The organism is Undibacterium sp. KW1 (genome assembly GCF_009937955.1).
Classification (GTDB): Bacteria; Pseudomonadota; Gammaproteobacteria; order Burkholderiales; family Burkholderiaceae_D; genus Undibacterium.
This window is the reverse complement of sequence record NZ_AP018439.1, coordinates 2,354,579-2,372,903: the sequence shown is the minus strand read 5'-3', so window position 1 is coordinate 2,372,903 and position 18,325 is coordinate 2,354,579. Positions and strand designations below refer to the sequence as shown.

The following is an 18,325-nucleotide window of genomic DNA, read 5'->3' as shown; positions in this document are numbered from 1 at the left end:
TCATCTATCAGCCTCCGGTAACTGGCGGAAAGAATGCCACTTCTGCCCCTTCGCTGATAGCGGTATCCGGCTCACACATCTGCTGGTTATATGCCATGCGCAAGGCGCGTCCGGGTGCCAGCACTTCAGCCCACACATCGCCACGCGCTGCCAGCCAGGTTCTGACTTGTCCCACTGTCCTGATATCTTCTGGCAAGACCACTCTTTGCTCAGACATACCCAGCTTTTCACGGACACTGGCAAAGAAACGTAATTGTATATTCATCATCTAAAACACCGGGAATAAGAGCAAATTCAAGCGGGCAGCTTACATCAGGCTGCTAAAGGGGATGTATCGTACCAGTTCGCCTTTGCGTATGCTCTGACCTGGCGCAAGATCAATCAAGCCATCGCCCCAGACAGTCGAAGTCAGTACGCCAGAACTCTGGTTGGCAAACAGATCCAGACCGCCCTCTGCATTGAGGCGGGCACGCAAGAATTCATTGCGCCTGTCCGGCTTTAACCAGTCGAAGTCAGCACGCACCTGGTAAGCTGCGGGTTCCACTTTTCCTACACCCTGCATGCGCAGGATGAATGGACGCACAAACAGCAGGAAAGTGACGAAGCTCGATACCGGATTGCCCGGCAAACCCATGAAAAATGCCTTGCCAACTTCACCAAAAGCCAAAGGCTTACCGGGTTTCATGGCGATCTGCCACATGTTCAGACTACCCTCGGCCTCAACTGCCGGCCTTATATGGTCTTCTTCACCAACAGAAACACCACCAGATGTGATGATGAGATCATGATCCTGGCTGGCACGGCGCAAAGTGTCACGGGTTGCATCCAGCTTGTCTGGCACGATGCCATAGTCAGTAACGATGCAACCCAGGTCTTGCAATAAGCCATTCAGTGTAAAGCGATTGGAATTGTAAATCGCGCCAGGCTTCAAGGCCTCACCAGGCATGGTCAGTTCATCGCCGGTAAAAAATACCGCGACCCTGGGCTGACGCAAAACGGGCAATTGTGCCAGGCCTACCGATGCGGCCAATCCCATTTCCTGCGCCCGCAAACGCGTGCCCGCTTTCAATATGGTGGAACCTGTCTGGATATCCTCGCCCTGGCGACGCACCCATTCGCCACTACGTGGCTGGTGCCTGATGATGACAAATTCACCGTCTGCCTGACATTGCTCCTGCATGACGACTGCATCTGCGCCCACAGGTATCATGGCACCAGTGAAGATACGTGCAGCCGTACCTGGTTCCAGCGCCTGTGGCACATGACCAGCCGGTATTCTTTGCGAGATGCGCAGACGCGTCTCGCCGCTGGCGCAATCAATTGCGCGTACAGCGTAGCCATCCATCTGGGTATTATCCGCAGGTGGAACATCCAATAAAGACGACTGATCTTTAGCGAGGATACGGCCATTTGCCGCAATCGTGGGGAGTTTTTCATTATCCCCGGCAGTGCAAACAGGGCGCACCGCTGACAATAAAAAATTCAGTGCTTCTTTGGTACTCAACATGGGTTTGGACATGGTTCAGATTTTATCTCAGCGTATATTATGGGCAAGCCACATTGTAGCCTGAGTCCCCAGGCTTTACTGTATGAGCTGAGAGTCAAGAACTATATCAAATCTTAAAACAATAAATCCGCAGGCAATGATGCATGCGGATTTATTATTTGGTATGTCTAGCAACTACTTTATTGCCAATCAGTGTGCCAATATCATCTGACCATTCTGGAAAGTTACCCTGACCCTGTCGCCTACACGATAATAGTTGTTTGGATCTACGAGTACTGCACGCTGATCACCATTCGGCAGACGTAAAGTCAGCTCCAGTTTGTTCCTTGGGGTGGAATTACGTTCCATTTCATTGCCTATGACACCGCCGGCGATAGCTCCGCCAACGGTAGCCAGATCACGCCCCGTGCCTTTGCCGACCTGATGTCCAAGCACACCGCCTATCAGTGCACCAACCACCGCACCACCGCCAGAAGAACCGCCACTGCCGACATTTACCTCACGCACAGCAACAATCGTTGCTGTATCCACATAGGTATTCTGGTATTGCTGCGGATAATTCTGGGGATTTTGTCCGTAAGCAGGATACTGCGGCTGGGTCTGATATTGCTGTGGATACTGGTTTTGCGCATGGGCAGGATAACGCTGGACAGCACATCCTGCCAGAGAAACAGCAACGGCTACAGTGGCCAGGATAGTAAGCTTGCGCATAATGAACTCCGAAAAAAAGTAATGTACTCAATCAACGCGGTACTCAGACTATTGTTGACCGCAAGCACAAAAATATCACGCAAAGTAACAAAAAATTACGTTTTATTGCCAAAACGAAAATTCAGCCAAACAACAAGTAAAAGTTGCTTTGAATATCATACCTCCTTGCATCATAGACAATTTTCATTTTACTTACCTGGAAATTGATGCAGATCAGATATAAATAAGAACGATTATCATTTACTTTCAGTATTCATTTCGTTACAATTGCGCTCTGATTTTTTCACATTACTACCTCAGCCATTCTTGAAGAAAAGCCAGCGGTATTTTATTTTCATTATCATCCAGGAAATATCATGGTTCACATCAAGAGTCGCAAGCACTCCAATTTCAATACGCGCATCAACCACACCATGACGGTGGCAGCGGCGGCATTTTTGCTGCCTATCGCAGCACAGGCGGCTGACCCAGCCCTGCCAGAAGTTAAAGTCACCGCAAAAACCGAGAGTGATTTCAAGGCAGACAAAGCGTCTTCCCCCAAATATACGCAGCCGCTGGTAGATACCACACAAACCATTAGCGTCATTAAACGCGAGCTGATTGATCAGCAAGGCGCTCTGACACTGACAGAAGCGCTACGCAATACGCCAGGCGTTGGTGCATTCTTCCTCGGTGAAAATGGCAGCACCAGTACTGGTGACAGTATCTACATGCGCGGCTTTGATACGTCCAGCAGCATTTATGTGGATGGCGTGCGTGACCTGGGTTCCATCTCCCGTGACTTGTTCAATATCGAGCAAATCGACGTACTCAAAGGCCCGGCTGGTACAGATGGTGGCCGTGGTGCACCTACAGGCTCCGTCAACCTGGTCAGCAAACAGGCGACTCTTGATGATGCCATCCTCGGTAACGTGACTGTAGGTAGCGGCAGCCAAAAACGTGTGGCACTGGACTGGAACAAGGCTATCAGTGCTGAACAAGGCTCTGCATTCCGCTTGAACGTGGTAGATCAGGACAGCGGTGTGGTTGGCCGCAATGAAGTTAAAAACAAACGCTGGGGTGTTGCACCATCCTTCGCCTTTGGTCTGAAGTCTGCTACCCGCGTTTATGTGAATTACCTGCATGTACAGCAAGACAATGTGCCTGATGGCGGCGTACCTACCGTGGGCCTGCCGGGCTATACCAGCCCCGACCCCAAACGTCCTTTCATTGGTACGGCACCCAAAGTCAATCCTGAAAATTTCTATGGCTCTGTCAATGACTTTGACAAAGTCACTGCTGACATGCTGACTGGCCGCATTGAACATGACTTCAGCGACAAGGTAAAACTGATCAACACGGCACGCTATGGCAAAACCAGCCAGCATTACCTGTTGACATCCTTCATGGGTTCCACTGCCAATCTGCTGACGCCATCAACAACTGATCTTTCTACCTGGACACTGGCACGCGGCACACGCACTTTGAAAGACCAGGAAAATGAAATCCTGACCAACCAGACTAACCTGGTGGCAGACCTGGACCTGGGCGGCCTGAAACACAGCCTGGTTGGCGGTATTGAAATCACCAGTGAAAAACAAAATACCTGGGGTAATAATGGCCTGGGTACCTTGCCAGCAGCTAATTTCTACAATCCAAACCCACGTGACCCTGTGACTGGCCTGAATCCGGTGCGTAATGCCGTCTTCACCCGTGGCGCAACCAATACTGCCAGCGCCTATGTATTTGACACGATCAAATTCAGCCCTGAATGGCAAGCCAATGCGGGTGTACGTATAGACCATTACACGACAGACTATTCTGCAGCCAGCTTGTCAACAGCAGCGGCCAACCCAACTTTGCCTGTTGGCACGTTAATCCCCACCAACCTGAACATGGCCGGCAACCTGGTCAACTTCAAACTGGGTGCATTGTATAAACCAACCAAGGACAGCAGCGTCTATGCATCGTATTCGACTTCCAAGCAGCCACCTGGTGGTTCCAACTTTGCCTTGAGTGCATCGGCCAGCAGCGCCGCCAATCCAAAGTTTGATCCGCAAGAAACCAAGAATATGGAAATTGGTACCAAGTGGGATTTGCTGGATCAAAAACTGTCTTTCACAGCAGCGATTTACCGTACCGAAGTATCCAATGAAGTCGTGCAAAACCTGACAGACTTGCTGTACTACCAAACAGGTAAAAAACGCGTGCAAGGTGTGGAGCTGGGCATGACAGGTGCAATCAACCGCAACTGGCTGGTCAGCGCAGGTTATACACGCATGGATACCAGTGTTGAAAGTGGCCCACTGGTGACTGCCAGCGGCATCAACAACCTGAGCTACACGCCTAAACAAAGCTTCACAGCCTGGACATCCTACCAATTACCTATGGGCATCAAGCTCGGCGGTGGCGCACGCTTCGTTGACGCACTGTTGCGCGGCACTGATGGTGCAGTAGGCACACCAGCGAAAACAGAAGCCTACTGGGTATTTGATACCATGGCCAGCTATGCCATCAACAAAAACATAGACCTGCAATTAAACATCAACAACATTGCAGACAAAGTCTATGTTGCTGCCATCAATAAAAGTGGTTACCGTTATACTCCAGGTACACCAAGAGCGGTCAGCCTGACAGCGAATGTAAAATTCTAAAGCAATCAAACTGGCCCCTCTCCCTGAGGGGCTTTTTTCTGGAGCGTTCGTAATGATGTTACATATACCTGGCGTGCTCAGCCGTGAGCAAGTCAGCGCAATAAGACTAAGGCTGGACGCAGCCAACTGGGTTGACGGCAAACAGACTGTAGGTGCGCAGGGTGCCCAGGTTAAACGTAATCGCCAACTTCCTGAGCACTCTGCACTGGCACAAGAACTGGGCCACATCGTTCTGGCTGCATTAAAAAATAATCCCCTGTTTTTCGCCGCTGCCCTGCCCTTGCGCATCGTGCCGCCGCTGTTCAACTCTTATGCCGGTGGTGAACACTATGGCCTGCACGTCGATGGCGCTGTGCGCAATGTTGCCAACGCTAACTACAGTCTGCGTACCGATGTATCTTCTACGCTGTTCCTGTGTGACCCGGAAGACTATGATGGCGGCGAGCTTGAAGTAGTTGATACCTACGGTACCCATGAAGTGAAATTGCCAGCCGGTGACCTGATACTCTACCCCTCCACCAGCCTGCACCAGGTATTGCCAGTCACCCGTGGTGAGCGCGTATGCTCGTTCTTGTGGACGCAAAGCATGATACGCGACGACGCCCGCCGTACCATGCTGTTTGAAATGGACCAGAACATCACCCGCCTGCGCAGCTTGCTTGGTGATAGTGCAGAAGTATTGAGCCTGACCGGCCAGTACCACAATCTATTGCGCATGTGGTCAGAAACCTGAGCTTGCTTGTCACCTGCAAATTAAACAGCAAAGCCTGCAAAGATAAATTTCCATGCGGGCTTTCTTACTTAAAGGTAAACTTGCCTTAACCGAAGACCATTCATCCCAGCCAGCGCACTGAGACCAGACAAACATGAAATTTGACAAGCACACCAGCCAGTCTACCAGGAGCGTGGATGTTTAAGCCGTTTGCCGATTACCTGTCAAATAAAAGATTTGCATCCCTGGATGGCTTGCGTGCCATCAGCATCATGGCCGTCATCTGGCATCACACTGCACCTGCGGGCATCAATGAAATACTGGCGAGCATAGGCGCACAAGGTGTGCAATTATTCTTTGCCATCAGCGGTTTTTTGATCACGACCTTGTTGTTAAGAGAACGTGAGCGCAATGGCAAGATAGACCTCAAGGCGTTTTACCTGCGCCGTTCACTGCGCATCTTCCCGTTGTATTACGGTACCCTGGCGCTGTATATCGTTCTGGTATATGTACTGGAAAGACATTCTGAACCAGGTCAGGCTTTCTTTCATAATCTCATCTACTTTGCGACTTACACATCAAATATTTTTGTCGCCCTGGATGGACGGGTCATTTTTTATTTTGCCTGGTCATTGGCAGCGGAAGAGCAATTCTATCTCGTGTGGCCGCCACTCTTATTACTCGCAGGTTCAGTCAAAAGAGCCAGCATCATCCTGATCAGCGTCATTGCAGTTTGCATAGTAAGCCAAATGGCAGGGCAGCACGCATTCGATATCATACAATTACCCATCGTCATCGGTGCCTTGCTGGCGATAGGCTTGAACAATGAGAGCCACTTTAGCTGGCTCTACCGCATCCTTGGCCAGACATGGTCAGCGCCTGTGTTCTTCATGGCACTGCTGCTAGTCTTGCTTGGCAATATTTTGCCTGGCTTTATTGCCTCAATATTGTTTGCGGGTCTGGTCGGGGCTTGCGTCATTCAGGAACGCCATCCCCTGGGACCCGTACTCTCATTGAAGCCCATCGCCTATCTGGGGTCGATCAGTTACGGCATGTATATGCTGCACATGTTGTGCAAAAACTTTGTCACCAAACTTTTTAGTGCTTTGCAGATTCACGAACCGGGCATTGCGGTTTTCTTGCTGACCCTGATTGTAGCTACCGTCATCGCCAGTATCAGCTTCCGCTATTATGAATCCTGGTTCTTGAACTTGAAAACCCGGTTTGAGCGTTAAGACAAAATCAAGCGCGCTGCCATGCAAATTGCTCAAGTCTGGCAGTGGATTTTCTACGCCCCCTGTGATCAGCACCGGCATCAAACAGCGGTATCAATCCGGCAAACCGGGCAGCCCAGGAGTTGTCTGTCCTGAACTTGCTCAGACCATCTTCACTGCTGCGATACCTCAGGCAAGTCTTGAGCAAAGTCGTGAAATCACTTTCCCCGTTGTATAAAAACACGCCATCTTCATTTGCCCGCAAAGACATCTCACCAAAGTCAGATGAAAGAACTGGTATCCCCAGCGAGCGGTATTCATAGTACTTGATAGGATCAACCGAGGCCGTCAGCAATTTGCGCTTAAACGGTATCAAGCCTACAGAAAATTTCTGCATGGCCTGCATGGCACGCGCATGGCTGCATGCAGGTAGGATTTGCACATTCTTTGGCAATGCGCAAGGTGGCGGCGTGAACACTGGCCCTATCAGGCGCACAAGAGCGCGTGGGTCAGTGTTGATCAGCGAAGAGGCCAGCTTGACGACTGCATCCCAGTCAAACCAGTGACCTATCGTGCCGACATAACCATACACTGGTGGCTGCTCTGATCTTGGCAATGCAGGCGGCAGGTTATCACTGTCACAGGCGTTCAGTATCAGGCTCAGTTTATCTGCCTGCGCCGAGAAACGTGAAACTGCGCTGGAGGAAATGACTATCTTATTGACCCTGGCTGCCAGCTTGCCCTCTGTATGCTCCATGGCCTTGCTGGACAAGCCTTCATAGAAAGCCGGAAAATCATCCATGGCATCATACATGGATGCCATCTCAGGATAACGCGCCAGCACCTGCAAAGCCAGCTTGGAAGGTTTGCCGACAACGATCTGCGCCTTGGTATTACCAACAAATTCATCTATCTCTGCCATAGCCTTGCGCCAAAACCATTGCTGTAAAAACCCGGAAGCAGGCAAAGGTTCTATCGGCAAGGCAGGAACCTTGACCAGTGTCAGCCAGTCTGCTATTTCCGGGTTTTCTTTATCCTTGACAGTGCCAACAACAGTGGGTGTCTGCGCAAATTTTGATGCCACTACGCGTTGCACATCGCTCATCTCTGGAAAACGTGTGGGATACGGGTCTATCCACAATACCTTCGCATTAAATTGCTGATGAAACCAGCGCACAAACTGATGTGGTCTTTGGGCAAAACTGTTCCACGGAACAGGCGAGAGATAGACGAGGCGCATCATGCAGGCTCAGCTTCAACTGCTGCTTCAACTACTGCTTCGCTGTCGCTATCAGCCGATTTATCCTGGGCCGCGTAATATTGCTGGAGTACCCGCACTATACGTCCGGCTGCCAGCCCATCGCCATACGGCGATACACCTCTTGCCATCTCTTTGTAGGCCAGCTCGTCATCCAGCAGTTTTTGTGTCTCTGCGACGATATTGTCGTAATTTGCCCCAACCAGTTTCACTACGCCCTGCTCTACCGCTTCAGGCCTTTCGGTTTCTTCACGCAAGACCAGTACAGGCTTGGCCAGCGCTGGTGCTTCTTCCTGCACCCCACCAGAATCGCTGATGATCAGATAAGCGCGCTTCATCGCTGCCACGAAGGGGGCATAATCCAGCGGTGCGCACAAATGAATATTTGCACACTCCCCAGCGTTGCATGGGCAACTTCCTTGACGTTAGGATTTGGATGCACAGGGTAAAGGAACTGCACATCCGGGTTATCTTGCGCCAGCTTCAGTATGGCGCGGCAGATATGAGCAAATGGTTCACCAAAATTCTCACGCCTGTGTGAAGTGATGAGCACCATGCGCTTGCTGGCATCAAGTTCTATACCCAGGTTCAGTTCACGTTCCGCCGTCATCAGTAAGGCATCAATCACGGTATTGCCTGTGACAATGATGTCGCTATCGGCCACACCTTCACGCAAGAGATTCTGGCGTGAACTTTCTGTCGGGGCAAAATGCCATTGTGCCAGGCGGCCTGTCAATACCCGGTTTGCCTCTTCTGGAAATGGATTTTGCTTATCCCAGGTGCGCAAGCCCGCTTCAACGTGACCAATGGGTATGCGGTGGTAAAAACAGGCCAGCGATACTGTCATGACAGTTGTTGTATCACCCTGTACCAAGACCACATCCGGTTTCTCTGCCAGCAAGACTGCATCCAGATCAAGCAACATGCGGCCAGTGAGGGTTGTCAATGACTGGTTAGGACGCATCATGTTCAAATCAATATCAGCTTCAATATCAAAAAATGACAATACCTGATCCAGCATCTGGCGATGTTGTGCCGTTGCCAGTACCCTGACCTGGGCCCAGGGCTCTTGCTTCAAGGCCAGAATAACGGGGGCCATCTTGATGGCTTCAGGGCGGGTACCAACGACACACAATATTTTTTTCATGATGAATTACTTTCAGATTCAGAAATTACTGTCCATGCATTTCAATGCTATGAAGGTTTTTGAAATGCTTTTTCCATCGCCCTGGCACGACAGTCCCAGTCATTGGCATCAGCCAGATCAGCCAGTCGCCGGGTAAATTCAGGGTCATCTTTCAATGCAAAGGCGGCATCCAGTGCTGCACTTAAAGATTCCACGCTGTTGCCAGAAAATACCTCCTCAAACGCGATGCACTCCGCCATATCCCTGGTCACGACCACAGGTTTTTCCAGCGCAAAGTATTCAAATAATTTAAGGGGTGAAGTGGTGCGCGCGATTTCGCCAGGGGCGAACGGAATAAAGCAAACATCAAACTGGCGTGCATACGCTGGCAGGATTTGATAATCCACCGTACCCATATACAAAAGATTGTCAGCCTTCACCAGTTTGTCAGAACCACCGTAGTAGTCAGGCCCGATAAACACAAAGCCAAGATCAGGGCGGCAATTAACCAGATCAGCCACTGCCTCATACCAGAGCCAGGGAGCAAGCGCACCGAAATAACCAACTACCTTGCCGTATTTGGCACGGAAGTTTTGCAGGTTTTGCGGCAGCGGCGTGCTCAGGTGCTTAGGGTGACGATAATGCGCAGTATCGACCCCGTTTTGTGCAAGGATGACTTTATCAGCACCTACTGCAGCGATGGCTTCTTCATACAATTTCTTGGCAGACGCCACCACATAATCTGCGCCACCACTGAAAGCGAAATCCTTCAAGGCCAGCAAACGGCGCACATTTTCTGCATCGCCACTAATTTGCGGGTCGATATGGTCTATGTACTCATACACCAGCGTGCCACGCCTGCCGTTTTCCAGCAGCAGCTCAGGTGTATTGGCATAGGCAGTTGAATACAATGAACGCACCACACCCTGCAATTGATTGACTTCATGTCGGTTGGTGATCCAGACATTTTTCGCCACTTCCCTGCAGCCCTGCACATCATCACCTGCCCAGTTATCAGTGCGATAAATCACCAGATACCCAAGGCGGCCAAAAGCAGCGGCGATATGCTGGGGACGTTGGTACAGAGGCACATTCCAGTCAATCACCAGCTCCTGTACAAAGATACCCTTGTAATCTGCTCGACGCGACAAGACCTGTTGCTGGAATTCAGGCCAGCTTAAATCTGTGTTTTTAGCTGACTTCATAGCTACTGGCGCACCTGGGTTGTCAATGACGACTGGAATTCCGGCAGCCACCAACTGTGGTGTATTAAGCGGCAATGCAGATGCTCTCACCCAGCGCACGAAATCATGCCTTGGCCCATGCAATGCCCAGCGCATTTTTGCTGGCAAACGCCAGAATATGAATTTCGCCAAGTCATAACAGGCACGTCCAGGGCTTTGAAAAAACTGCCTGGTAAAGCGCAAGGGGCGCGTCAATATCCAGGAATAAGAGTGTTTGATCTCCCTGATAGCTTGCTCTTTGTAATGCACATCCAGATTCAGCCTGCTGATTTGCGCATCACGCAGATCAAGTTGCTGGAGCAGCTTGTCGTAGTCATCCACTTTCTTTTGCAGATCATCAGTCACAATCTGCAACCCGGATTGAACTTTGTATTGCGCCTGCAATGCATGTTCACGACTCATGAGTTGATCTTTCAGGCCGAGTATCTGTTGCATCTTCTCGTCTATGCCTTGCTGTAGCTTTTCACACTTCAACAGCAATTCAGCAATATCCAGTTGCTGCTGTTGATAAGCTTTTTCATGTTGCTGCAACATATGCTCTTGATGAACGCTTTCCAACTCAAGCGATTTTTGCGTTTGCTGTGCCTGCTGTAATTGCAGCTGCGATTCGCTCAGTGATGTTTGCAATTGAAGCAGTTCCGATTGCACATCGGTTTGCGTCAAGTGCACATGACTCAGACGCAAGCCCAATTTTTTTAGCCAGCTCATATCTGCATACATCAGTATGATTTGCTCACCCTGCCACAGGCTATTTGGCAAAGGGCGGCAATCCAGTACCTTGGCCCAAACGAGGCTGAAACCATTTTCCAGTTGCAACGGGATATTCTCAGGCAAGAAAGAATAGAAATGCTCACTCTCACGCTCCAGCTCGCGGTAAGGCAAGGCCAATACCAGTGCCTTGCTTGCCCGCTGACTTAACGTCTGCAAAACCTGGTAGGGCTGATGAAAATGTTCCAGCGTATTTGAAGAAAACACGACATCAAATACATCCTGATCTGAAGGCGATGACGTCAGCCAGTCCGTATTTGCAAACGCCAGGGCGGGATAACGCGCATGCGCCTGCTGTATGGCCGCAGCAGAAAAATCTACGCCCTTAATCTGTTCAGCCGGTACATGGCTGGCCCAGACATCAGTTCCATCACCCTGTGCGCAGCCCCAATCCGCCACACTTAATTTCTCTTGCCTGATTTGGTCCAGCAACCAGCCCGGCAATTGCTGAATGGCGATGCTGGCAAAGAAACGCGATTGTTTGTCGCCTTTGCAAGCGACCCAATCATTTTCAAATCGCGCATCCCAATAAGCGCGGGAATTAATTTCTGTTTGCATGTTCGTGTTATCTATCACTGATTAATTTTGATGAAGAGTGCTTCATAGTCTTCAGGCAGCCAGTTTCTTTAGCTTGAGGTCAAGAACAGGCGCAACAATCTCTTGCGAGATCGGCGGTTGAAATAAACCAAAGAAACGCTGATCCGCGAGTGAAGAAAAGTAATGCGCACCCTCTATGTATTCGTAATAGTGAATATCGCGATGCAGGCGGTTCTCTACTGCGGCAACCAACAGGTATTTGCCAGTAACCAACGGGTTGGTGAGTGTGAAGCTGACTTCAAATTCTTCATCGTCTGGCAAACGCCTGCTTTCAAAATCATGGGTAGTCGAAACGATAAGGTCGCTGCCTTTTAAATCCTTGATGGAGACGGCAACGCTTAAATGCTCTCTGTCTATGCTTTGCGGTATGCGCAGGCTGATCCTGATCTCCATGCTTTTGCCCCACTCATGCACATCGCGGCGTGCACCACTGGCATCCAGCACGGCAGCGGACAGTATCAGACCCTTATGCGAACCCCAGTGAGTAACTGGCCGACTATCAAGTGCAATGTCTTCCGCCGCCACTTCAGCCAGTACATTTCCCAATACAGGAACATTGGCCGAGTGCATGGCTTCATGCTCGTCATCGTCGCTGGCATCATCGTCCTGAAACATCATTTCCATATAGCGACCAGTCACCGGAAAAACATCGCCCTGCTCCAGCATGCGCCCCTTATCGAGCCAAATGGCGCGGTCACATAAAGTGCGCACAGAACTGACGTCATGGCTGACAAACAAAATACTGGCACCAGTTTTCTGTATATCCTTGATGCGGCGCATGCACTTGGCGACAAAGCGGGCGTCACCTACAGCCAGCGCCTCATCCACGATCAGAATCTCAGGATCAACATGAATCGCAATAGAAAACGCGAGACGTGCATACATGCCGCTGGAATAGGTTTTGACCGGCTGATCCAGAAAATCACCTAGCTCAGAGAAAGCCAAAATCTCGTCCATGCGCTCCAGCATCTGCTCTTGCGGGAAACCTAAAATCGCCGCATTCAGCAAAACGTTTTCACGCCCGGTAAACTCAGTATTAAAGCCTGCCCCCAACTCCAGCAAGGCAGCCAGCCTGCCATGTGTCATCACCGTGCCAGATGTTGGCGACAAAGTGCCGCATATCATTTGCAACAGGCTGGACTTGCCACTGCCATTGCGACCTATGATGCCCACCGTTTCACCAGGTGCGATCTCGAATGACACGTCACGCAAAGCCCAAAACTCACGGTAATAGGTTTTAGAGCGGGATAAAAGCATTTGCTTCAACCTGTCCTGCGGCTTGTCGTAGAGCTGGTAGCACTTGCTCAAATGCTCTACCTTGATGGAAAACTTAGAGGACATCAGCAAACCCCTTGCGCGTCTTTTGAAACCAGGCAAAACCCAGCCAGGCAACCACACCAGACAATAAAAAATACGCCAGCCAGCTTTGCCAATCCAGCGGCTTGCCCCAGATCATGGCGTCACGGCTCTGCTCTATCACCTGCGTCAAAGGGCTGACCTGCACTACCCCGCGAAAACCATCTGGCAATGCCGCTATCGGATAAAACACCGGCGACAAAAATGTCAGCACTGATACGGCAACACCCACCACCTGATGTATGTCACGAATAAACACGCCCAGCGAAGCCAGCAGCCAGCTCACACCCAGGCTCAACAAAACCAGCGGCAGCAAAACCAGCGGCAGGATAAAAATCGTCGCATGCGGCATGCCAAAAAATATCGAATAAAAAATCAGCCAGACTGCAAAGCTGATCGTCAAATGAAAACAAGCCGCCCCCATTGCGACTACAGGCAAAATCTCCAGAGGGAATATCACTTTCTTGACGTAGTTCACATTGCTGACCACCAGACCAGGCGCACGGCTCACGCATTCAGAAAACAAACCAAACACCATCAAACCCGCAAACAAAACCAAGGCAAATTCCGTCTTCGATTCAGACCCACCAGCCCAGCGCGCCTTGAACACCACACTGAACACAAAGGTATAAACCGCCAGCATCAACACAGGATTAAAGAAAGACCACAATAAACCCAGCAGCGAGCCTTGATAGCGCATCAACACTTCACGCTTTATCAAACTCATGATGAGCCTGCGATGCTGCCGTAAAGAAGCAAGCAAGCTCAAGGGCGTAATGGACGGTACTGCGTGTGGATTCATTCAATTCATTTCAAAAAAAGAGCGATATGCTCAAAGCAGCTAAAACCAACGTGCTTTACAAATGTACAGACGAAACTCATCCTCCCCATGGGATGCAGAATGCTCAAAGCCTGAACAACTGGAGATAATTATTTGAGCAGCACAACTACGCGCACTGCTTCCCCGTCCGGCAAACAGATGCCGGGCGCACGCACAAGAGCCAGTACAAGCTCACATCATGCAAGCGCTGATCTACTGCGCATCACAGGCATGCTAAGACGCGCTCTTTCAGGTGGGGATTATAAGGAGGGGACAGGAAGAGTATTTCTAACAAGTGTCGTACAATTGTATGCAATTTGTACACATGTAGAGCGATGGAATTTTGTGATATGCGAATATTGCGATTTGAATCTATGGAGAAAAATTCACGCAGAATGCCGCATACCCTGAAGCCTGGACGCTTCCAATATGGCCACATTGACAGCCATGCCCATAGGAGGAGATTGCAATTCCCCAGCTTCGTTAAGAGACAGGGTCAGCACCCCCACGGAGGAAGCACAATCAAATTTTTTCTTGGCATCTTGTATGGAGGATGTAATTAGCGCGTTCAATTCATCTGTAGCGTAGAACACCATCAATACTCCATTCACCAGATCCAGTTCTGCAAGCGGATCAAAATGCCTGAATTTTTCGAGGAAGCTCTCAAAGCCTTGTGACAGCTTTACGTACACAGTGATACACAAGATCTGTTTGATGTTCGACATATTTTCTCTTTTTCTAAACGGTCGCAAAAGGACTTCAAAATTTCGAATCAACTTGCTGTATGTCTTTGCCATTCCAGGCCCACAAAAAGTAGCAACAAGTAATACAAATCAATCTATCCGAAAAACCAGCTCCTTCCATTCTTTAAATTTTATTGATTCTCTCGTTTGATACCAACTCGCACGAAAACCTCTACGCAAAATACTGGCATGTGGCATCTCTGCCGGGACACTCAATTTCACTTTTTCATATGTCAATAATTTATAGTCAGCATCAAGCTCACTGGTGGGGACAATTAAATAGCAGTAGGAAGTTTCATCGTTTACGCATAAAGCACAAAACCGAACGCCAAATTTTTTATCATCTGCGTCTTGATACTTTAATTTTATATCTTCCTCATCGACACATTCATTCTCAAAAATTTTCCATTCTGCTCTACCACAACACATAGTGTGCTCTGGAGCTACCCATACAATTTTCCCTGGACAGCCTTGCTGCTCAAGAAACTTGCGAAAAACAGGTATTATTTCTTCGAATTTTGGGTTCATCCGTATTGTCAATTAGATTGATAGTTCAAATTGGGCGATTGAAAATATTAGCACAAACGATTGCACATATACCGAGTCTTTAAAAACTGGAAATTGCTTTACCTTGAAATAAACCGATTGCACGGAATCACAGAATTAGATTTCATGAAAATATCCTTTTTAAGGGGGGAGAGCAAAATATATAAGTGTCCGACATTTACAGCACGCATTTATTTTTCTCTATTCTCGCAAGACGGGAAACTTCAAAACGGCGGCATCAAGATAAGCCTGAGTCTCAGCACACAACACTGCTGACACGCGTATTTCATCAGTAACCAGGTCAAGCATTTCGAAGAGGTAACGTACCCCCAAAGGCCATTGCAAGTTGTGCGCGATCCGAATCCGGAGAATCGCGATTCGTGTCCGTACATCTGTAATTCTGGTCACATCATTGCCAAGAGACGCCGACATCAGTTTTACTATATCACTACGGAACCCTGGCGGTTGTGGTAACAAGTCACTTGGTCAGCGAACGCATTCCTGCAACAGGAATTCTGGCGTCAAAAAATTCTCAAGTTCTCGCGTCTCATTCGCATCCTGGTATCTCTCTAAAAGTTCAATTAGAACAGACGCTTCGACACCGAGTGCACCTGTCTTGGAGCAAAACAACCGATCGAGAGTATCGGCATCCTTCCAAGGCGTGAAACACCGGCCCGGCCCTTGGTCGAGAACCTTTTGGTCGGAATAGGCCAAAAGAAAGTATTTTCCCAATTGCGTTTCGTGGCACGCCCAATTTTCTAAAAAATCTTCAATAATTCTGTCGCGTGCAGGGAGGGCATAACAACGAAACCACCAAGAAAATAGTGTTGCTTCATCGTTGCCGTATGCAAAGTCTGATGTGTAGGGGTCAATTACCAAGGGAATCATTCCTGCCATGACCTCACCCAGAATAAGACCGGCACTGGAAACCTCATCAGTAACGGAGTCAGGATCAACTGTCTGCAGAATTTCTTGATCGTACTTTTTGCAAGTACGACTGAACGCGAATTCCATCCCCAACAATAATCTGTTGGCGCGAGCATTGTGACGAGAATAAGCTTTGATTCAGGCAGTTCTGCAAAAATACAACGCGAAGCATTGCCCCGCAAATTATATAACTTCTCGTTGTCCAGACGCAGGTAGTCGGTTAAGTCAAATTTTATTTGTTCCATGACTAGTTGGTGTTTTGCAAGAACTATTTTTCCAACCGAATTTGGTGGCCTCAGTTCAAAAATTTTTTTCGATCAAATTTAGCGAAACCCGGCAACGGCAGGTCGCTCACTTAATTAGAGATTTCCTTGGTAAAACTGCCCAACATTTCATTTGTCGCAGCCACACTCGCAAGCCAAGTTCTTACATTTTCAAAGCGGGTCGCTGAAAGGCCTTCCACTTCCAATACTGTTCCGGCGGGGTAGCATGCCATATCATGAACAACTATCAGAACCACTTTGCCATCTTCAGGAGGGTGCAATGCAATCATATTATCAACATCATGAAAAGACAGGACCGTATCTTCGTCAGCAGTAATAATTTTCACAAAACTATCCGAAATAACAAGCAAGCCCCTCGGCGCATTAACGTCGTTTAAATCTTTCCATTTTTGTTCAAGTTGATTACTCAGTGAAGGTTCATATTGAGATGCATACTGCAACTCCCTCAAAGGAACTATATAGCTGGAACAATCACTGGTAGTCGATTTGAATCCATTGCATACGCCATAAAACTCCTTCAATTCACCAGCCAGCTGGCAACCGAGCCGATTTTCAACTTTTGAAATGTCATCTACATCTGCAGGCGCATTCAATGAAAACACACCTACCCCATGGCCCATCGAAGTTTGCCAAGCGGGAATAAAAGATTGCACCGATAAAATTCGTAACTTATCCGATACTTTTCTAAATTTTCTCAGTTTCCATGCCGCGTCGAGAAGAGCGCGAATGAATCCAAATATTGCCATTATTCATTCCAATGAAGATCAAATCGAAACTACAACAGCTCACCTCAGAAAATGTCGGCATTGACGACCAGCGCCACCTTCTGTCTTGTTCGCGAAACTAAAGCCGGGGCTTTCGACGAATTCGTCATCAGTCAACAGAAGTTGATGGAAGGTTGCAAAAGAACGAATGCTAGTGCCCTGGAATAGGCATGTTTTATTTTTTTAAAAATAACGCAAATATCAACAGACTTTGTATTGACCTCTTTAAAACTTCAGAGGAATTTCTCTTGCTGAAAACCTCTGGCAATTCCTGCCTTTACCATTTCTATACGCTCTGGAGTCGGGTTATAACCGCGCTTCCCTACGTAGGCAACATAAGTCTCATAAGAGTTGATTGTTGGAAACCAAGGCAAAGCATATTGATCGATCAAAACCAAGAGTGATCTTAAACTAAGCTCCATGACTTGTTCGTCTTCAACAGAAAGCAATGGCTCCCCAAACATATCAGTGGGGAACCCATCAGAGAGACGTCCCCCAATCAAAGAATAATCAGGAGGAAACTCTCCAAGCTCGCCATTTGAATGATTTACCCAAGGCGACCATATCGTAACCTTGATTTCAAGAAAACCTCCTGAGCTAATTCTTGTTACAAACATGTCAAATAAGGGGCCGCGTTTTCTCCAGAAAATGAACTTTTTTTCTACGGCAAAACCACGACGTCTCATCTCGTCGTGAAACCATTTACTCGCGTATTTATCAAGTTGGGTCAAAGTAGTCATAAAAGCAACCATTAATAAGGCGACATAACCAATTTATAAAATTAAATGGCTGATTTATTGCAGACCAAAAAGAAAAAGGCCGGATTATTCCGGCCTTCGATATGGTGCTAAGTGCTTGATTATTCTGGCGGAGAAGGAGGGATTCGAACCCCCGATACTATTGCTAGTACGCCTGATTTCGAGTCAGGTACATTCAACCACTCTGCCACTTCTCCGGCTTGGTTGTTCGTTATAAACGAAGCCTGTGATTATAGCAAAGAACTTGCTCAATTCAAAATTACACGATTAACAAGTCCATAAGACATATGGTCAGCATCACTGCTGCCGTGACATGAAGATGTCACAAAGCAAGACTATATTCTGATGCAATGCGGC

At 48.6% G+C, this 18,325-nt stretch carries 15 protein-coding genes, 1 tRNA gene and 1 pseudogene; 3 read left to right on the top strand and 14 right to left on the bottom strand.

Annotation, left to right across the window (positions count from 1 at the left end; all coding sequences use genetic code 11):
* Positions 1-7: 7 nt before the first annotated feature.
* The 3 genes from moaD to UNDKW_RS10640 all read right to left on the bottom strand — a co-directional run bounded on the left by moaD (position 8) and on the right by UNDKW_RS10640 (position 2,218).
* Complete coding sequence (moaD, locus tag UNDKW_RS10650; RefSeq protein ID WP_162058666.1) at positions 8-265, bottom strand: molybdopterin converting factor subunit 1; 258 nt, start codon at positions 263-265, stop codon at positions 8-10.
* Positions 266-307: 42 nt separating this feature from the next.
* Positions 308-1,519 carry a gephyrin-like molybdotransferase Glp gene (gene glp, locus UNDKW_RS10645; RefSeq protein ID WP_232063333.1) on the bottom strand — a complete coding sequence of 404 codons (1,212 nt, stop codon included), beginning with the start codon at positions 1,517-1,519 and terminating at the stop codon, positions 308-310.
* A 177-nt stretch (positions 1,520-1,696) separates the two neighbouring features.
* Positions 1,697-2,218, bottom strand: a complete 522-nt coding sequence (locus UNDKW_RS10640; protein WP_162058665.1) for a glycine zipper 2TM domain-containing protein — start codon at positions 2,216-2,218, stop codon at positions 1,697-1,699.
* Positions 2,219-2,574: 356 nt separating this feature from the next.
* Between UNDKW_RS10640 and UNDKW_RS10635 the strand changes: the two genes are divergently transcribed.
* From UNDKW_RS10635 to UNDKW_RS10625, 3 genes are all read left to right on the top strand, one after another.
* Positions 2,575-4,851, top strand: a complete 2,277-nt coding sequence (locus tag UNDKW_RS10635; RefSeq protein WP_162058664.1) for a catecholate siderophore receptor Fiu — start codon at positions 2,575-2,577, stop codon at positions 4,849-4,851.
* Positions 4,852-4,903: 52 nt separating this feature from the next.
* Positions 4,904-5,584: a Fe2+-dependent dioxygenase gene (locus tag UNDKW_RS10630; RefSeq protein ID WP_162058663.1), complete on the top strand. Its 681-nt coding sequence runs from the start codon at positions 4,904-4,906 to the stop codon at positions 5,582-5,584.
* Positions 5,585-5,760: 176 nt separating this feature from the next.
* On the top strand, positions 5,761-6,798 hold the full coding sequence (locus tag UNDKW_RS10625) for an acyltransferase (protein ID WP_162058662.1): 1,038 nt from the start codon (positions 5,761-5,763) through the stop codon (positions 6,796-6,798).
* A gap of 7 nt (positions 6,799-6,805) precedes the next feature.
* Here the strand turns inward: UNDKW_RS10625 and UNDKW_RS10620 are convergent, their stop codons facing one another.
* From UNDKW_RS10620 to UNDKW_RS10570, 11 genes and pseudogenes are all read right to left on the bottom strand, one after another.
* Positions 6,806-8,020, bottom strand: a complete 1,215-nt coding sequence (locus tag UNDKW_RS10620) for a glycosyl transferase (protein WP_197893136.1) — start codon at positions 8,018-8,020, stop codon at positions 6,806-6,808.
* Positions 8,017-9,182: pseudogene (wecB, locus tag UNDKW_RS10615) on the bottom strand (non-hydrolyzing UDP-N-acetylglucosamine 2-epimerase). Before wecB ends, UNDKW_RS10620 begins: the two are co-directional and overlap by 4 nt.
* Before the next feature lie 47 nt (positions 9,183-9,229).
* Positions 9,230-11,731, bottom strand: a complete 2,502-nt coding sequence (locus tag UNDKW_RS10610) for a methyltransferase (RefSeq protein ID WP_162058661.1) — start codon at positions 11,729-11,731, stop codon at positions 9,230-9,232.
* A gap of 51 nt (positions 11,732-11,782) precedes the next feature.
* Entirely contained in the window at positions 11,783-13,111 is a 1,329-nt protein-coding gene (locus UNDKW_RS10605; protein WP_162058660.1) for an ABC transporter ATP-binding protein, read from the bottom strand.
* Positions 13,101-13,928, bottom strand: coding sequence for an ABC transporter permease (locus tag UNDKW_RS10600; protein WP_162058659.1), 828 nt, complete (start codon positions 13,926-13,928; stop codon positions 13,101-13,103). Before UNDKW_RS10600 ends, UNDKW_RS10605 begins: the two co-directional genes overlap by 11 nt.
* A gap of 404 nt (positions 13,929-14,332) precedes the next feature.
* Complete coding sequence (locus UNDKW_RS10595; protein WP_162058658.1) at positions 14,333-14,671, bottom strand: hypothetical protein; 339 nt, start codon at positions 14,669-14,671, stop codon at positions 14,333-14,335.
* A gap of 108 nt (positions 14,672-14,779) precedes the next feature.
* A complete protein-coding gene (locus tag UNDKW_RS10590; RefSeq protein ID WP_162058657.1) occupies positions 14,780-15,217 on the bottom strand; it encodes a hypothetical protein in 438 nt (145 codons plus the stop codon).
* Positions 15,218-15,721: 504 nt separating this feature from the next.
* A complete protein-coding gene (locus UNDKW_RS10585) occupies positions 15,722-16,249 on the bottom strand; it encodes a hypothetical protein (protein WP_162058656.1) in 528 nt (175 codons plus the stop codon).
* Between the two features lie 268 nt (positions 16,250-16,517).
* Positions 16,518-17,192: an SMI1/KNR4 family protein gene (locus UNDKW_RS10580; RefSeq protein WP_162058655.1), complete on the bottom strand. Its 675-nt coding sequence runs from the start codon at positions 17,190-17,192 to the stop codon at positions 16,518-16,520.
* A gap of 251 nt (positions 17,193-17,443) precedes the next feature.
* Positions 17,444-17,950 carry a hypothetical protein gene (locus UNDKW_RS10575; RefSeq protein WP_162058654.1) on the bottom strand — a complete coding sequence of 169 codons (507 nt, stop codon included), beginning with the start codon at positions 17,948-17,950 and terminating at the stop codon, positions 17,444-17,446.
* 125 nt (positions 17,951-18,075) lie between these two features.
* Positions 18,076-18,165: transfer RNA gene (locus UNDKW_RS10570), tRNA-Ser, on the bottom strand.
* Between the last annotated feature and the right edge of the window lie 160 nt (positions 18,166-18,325).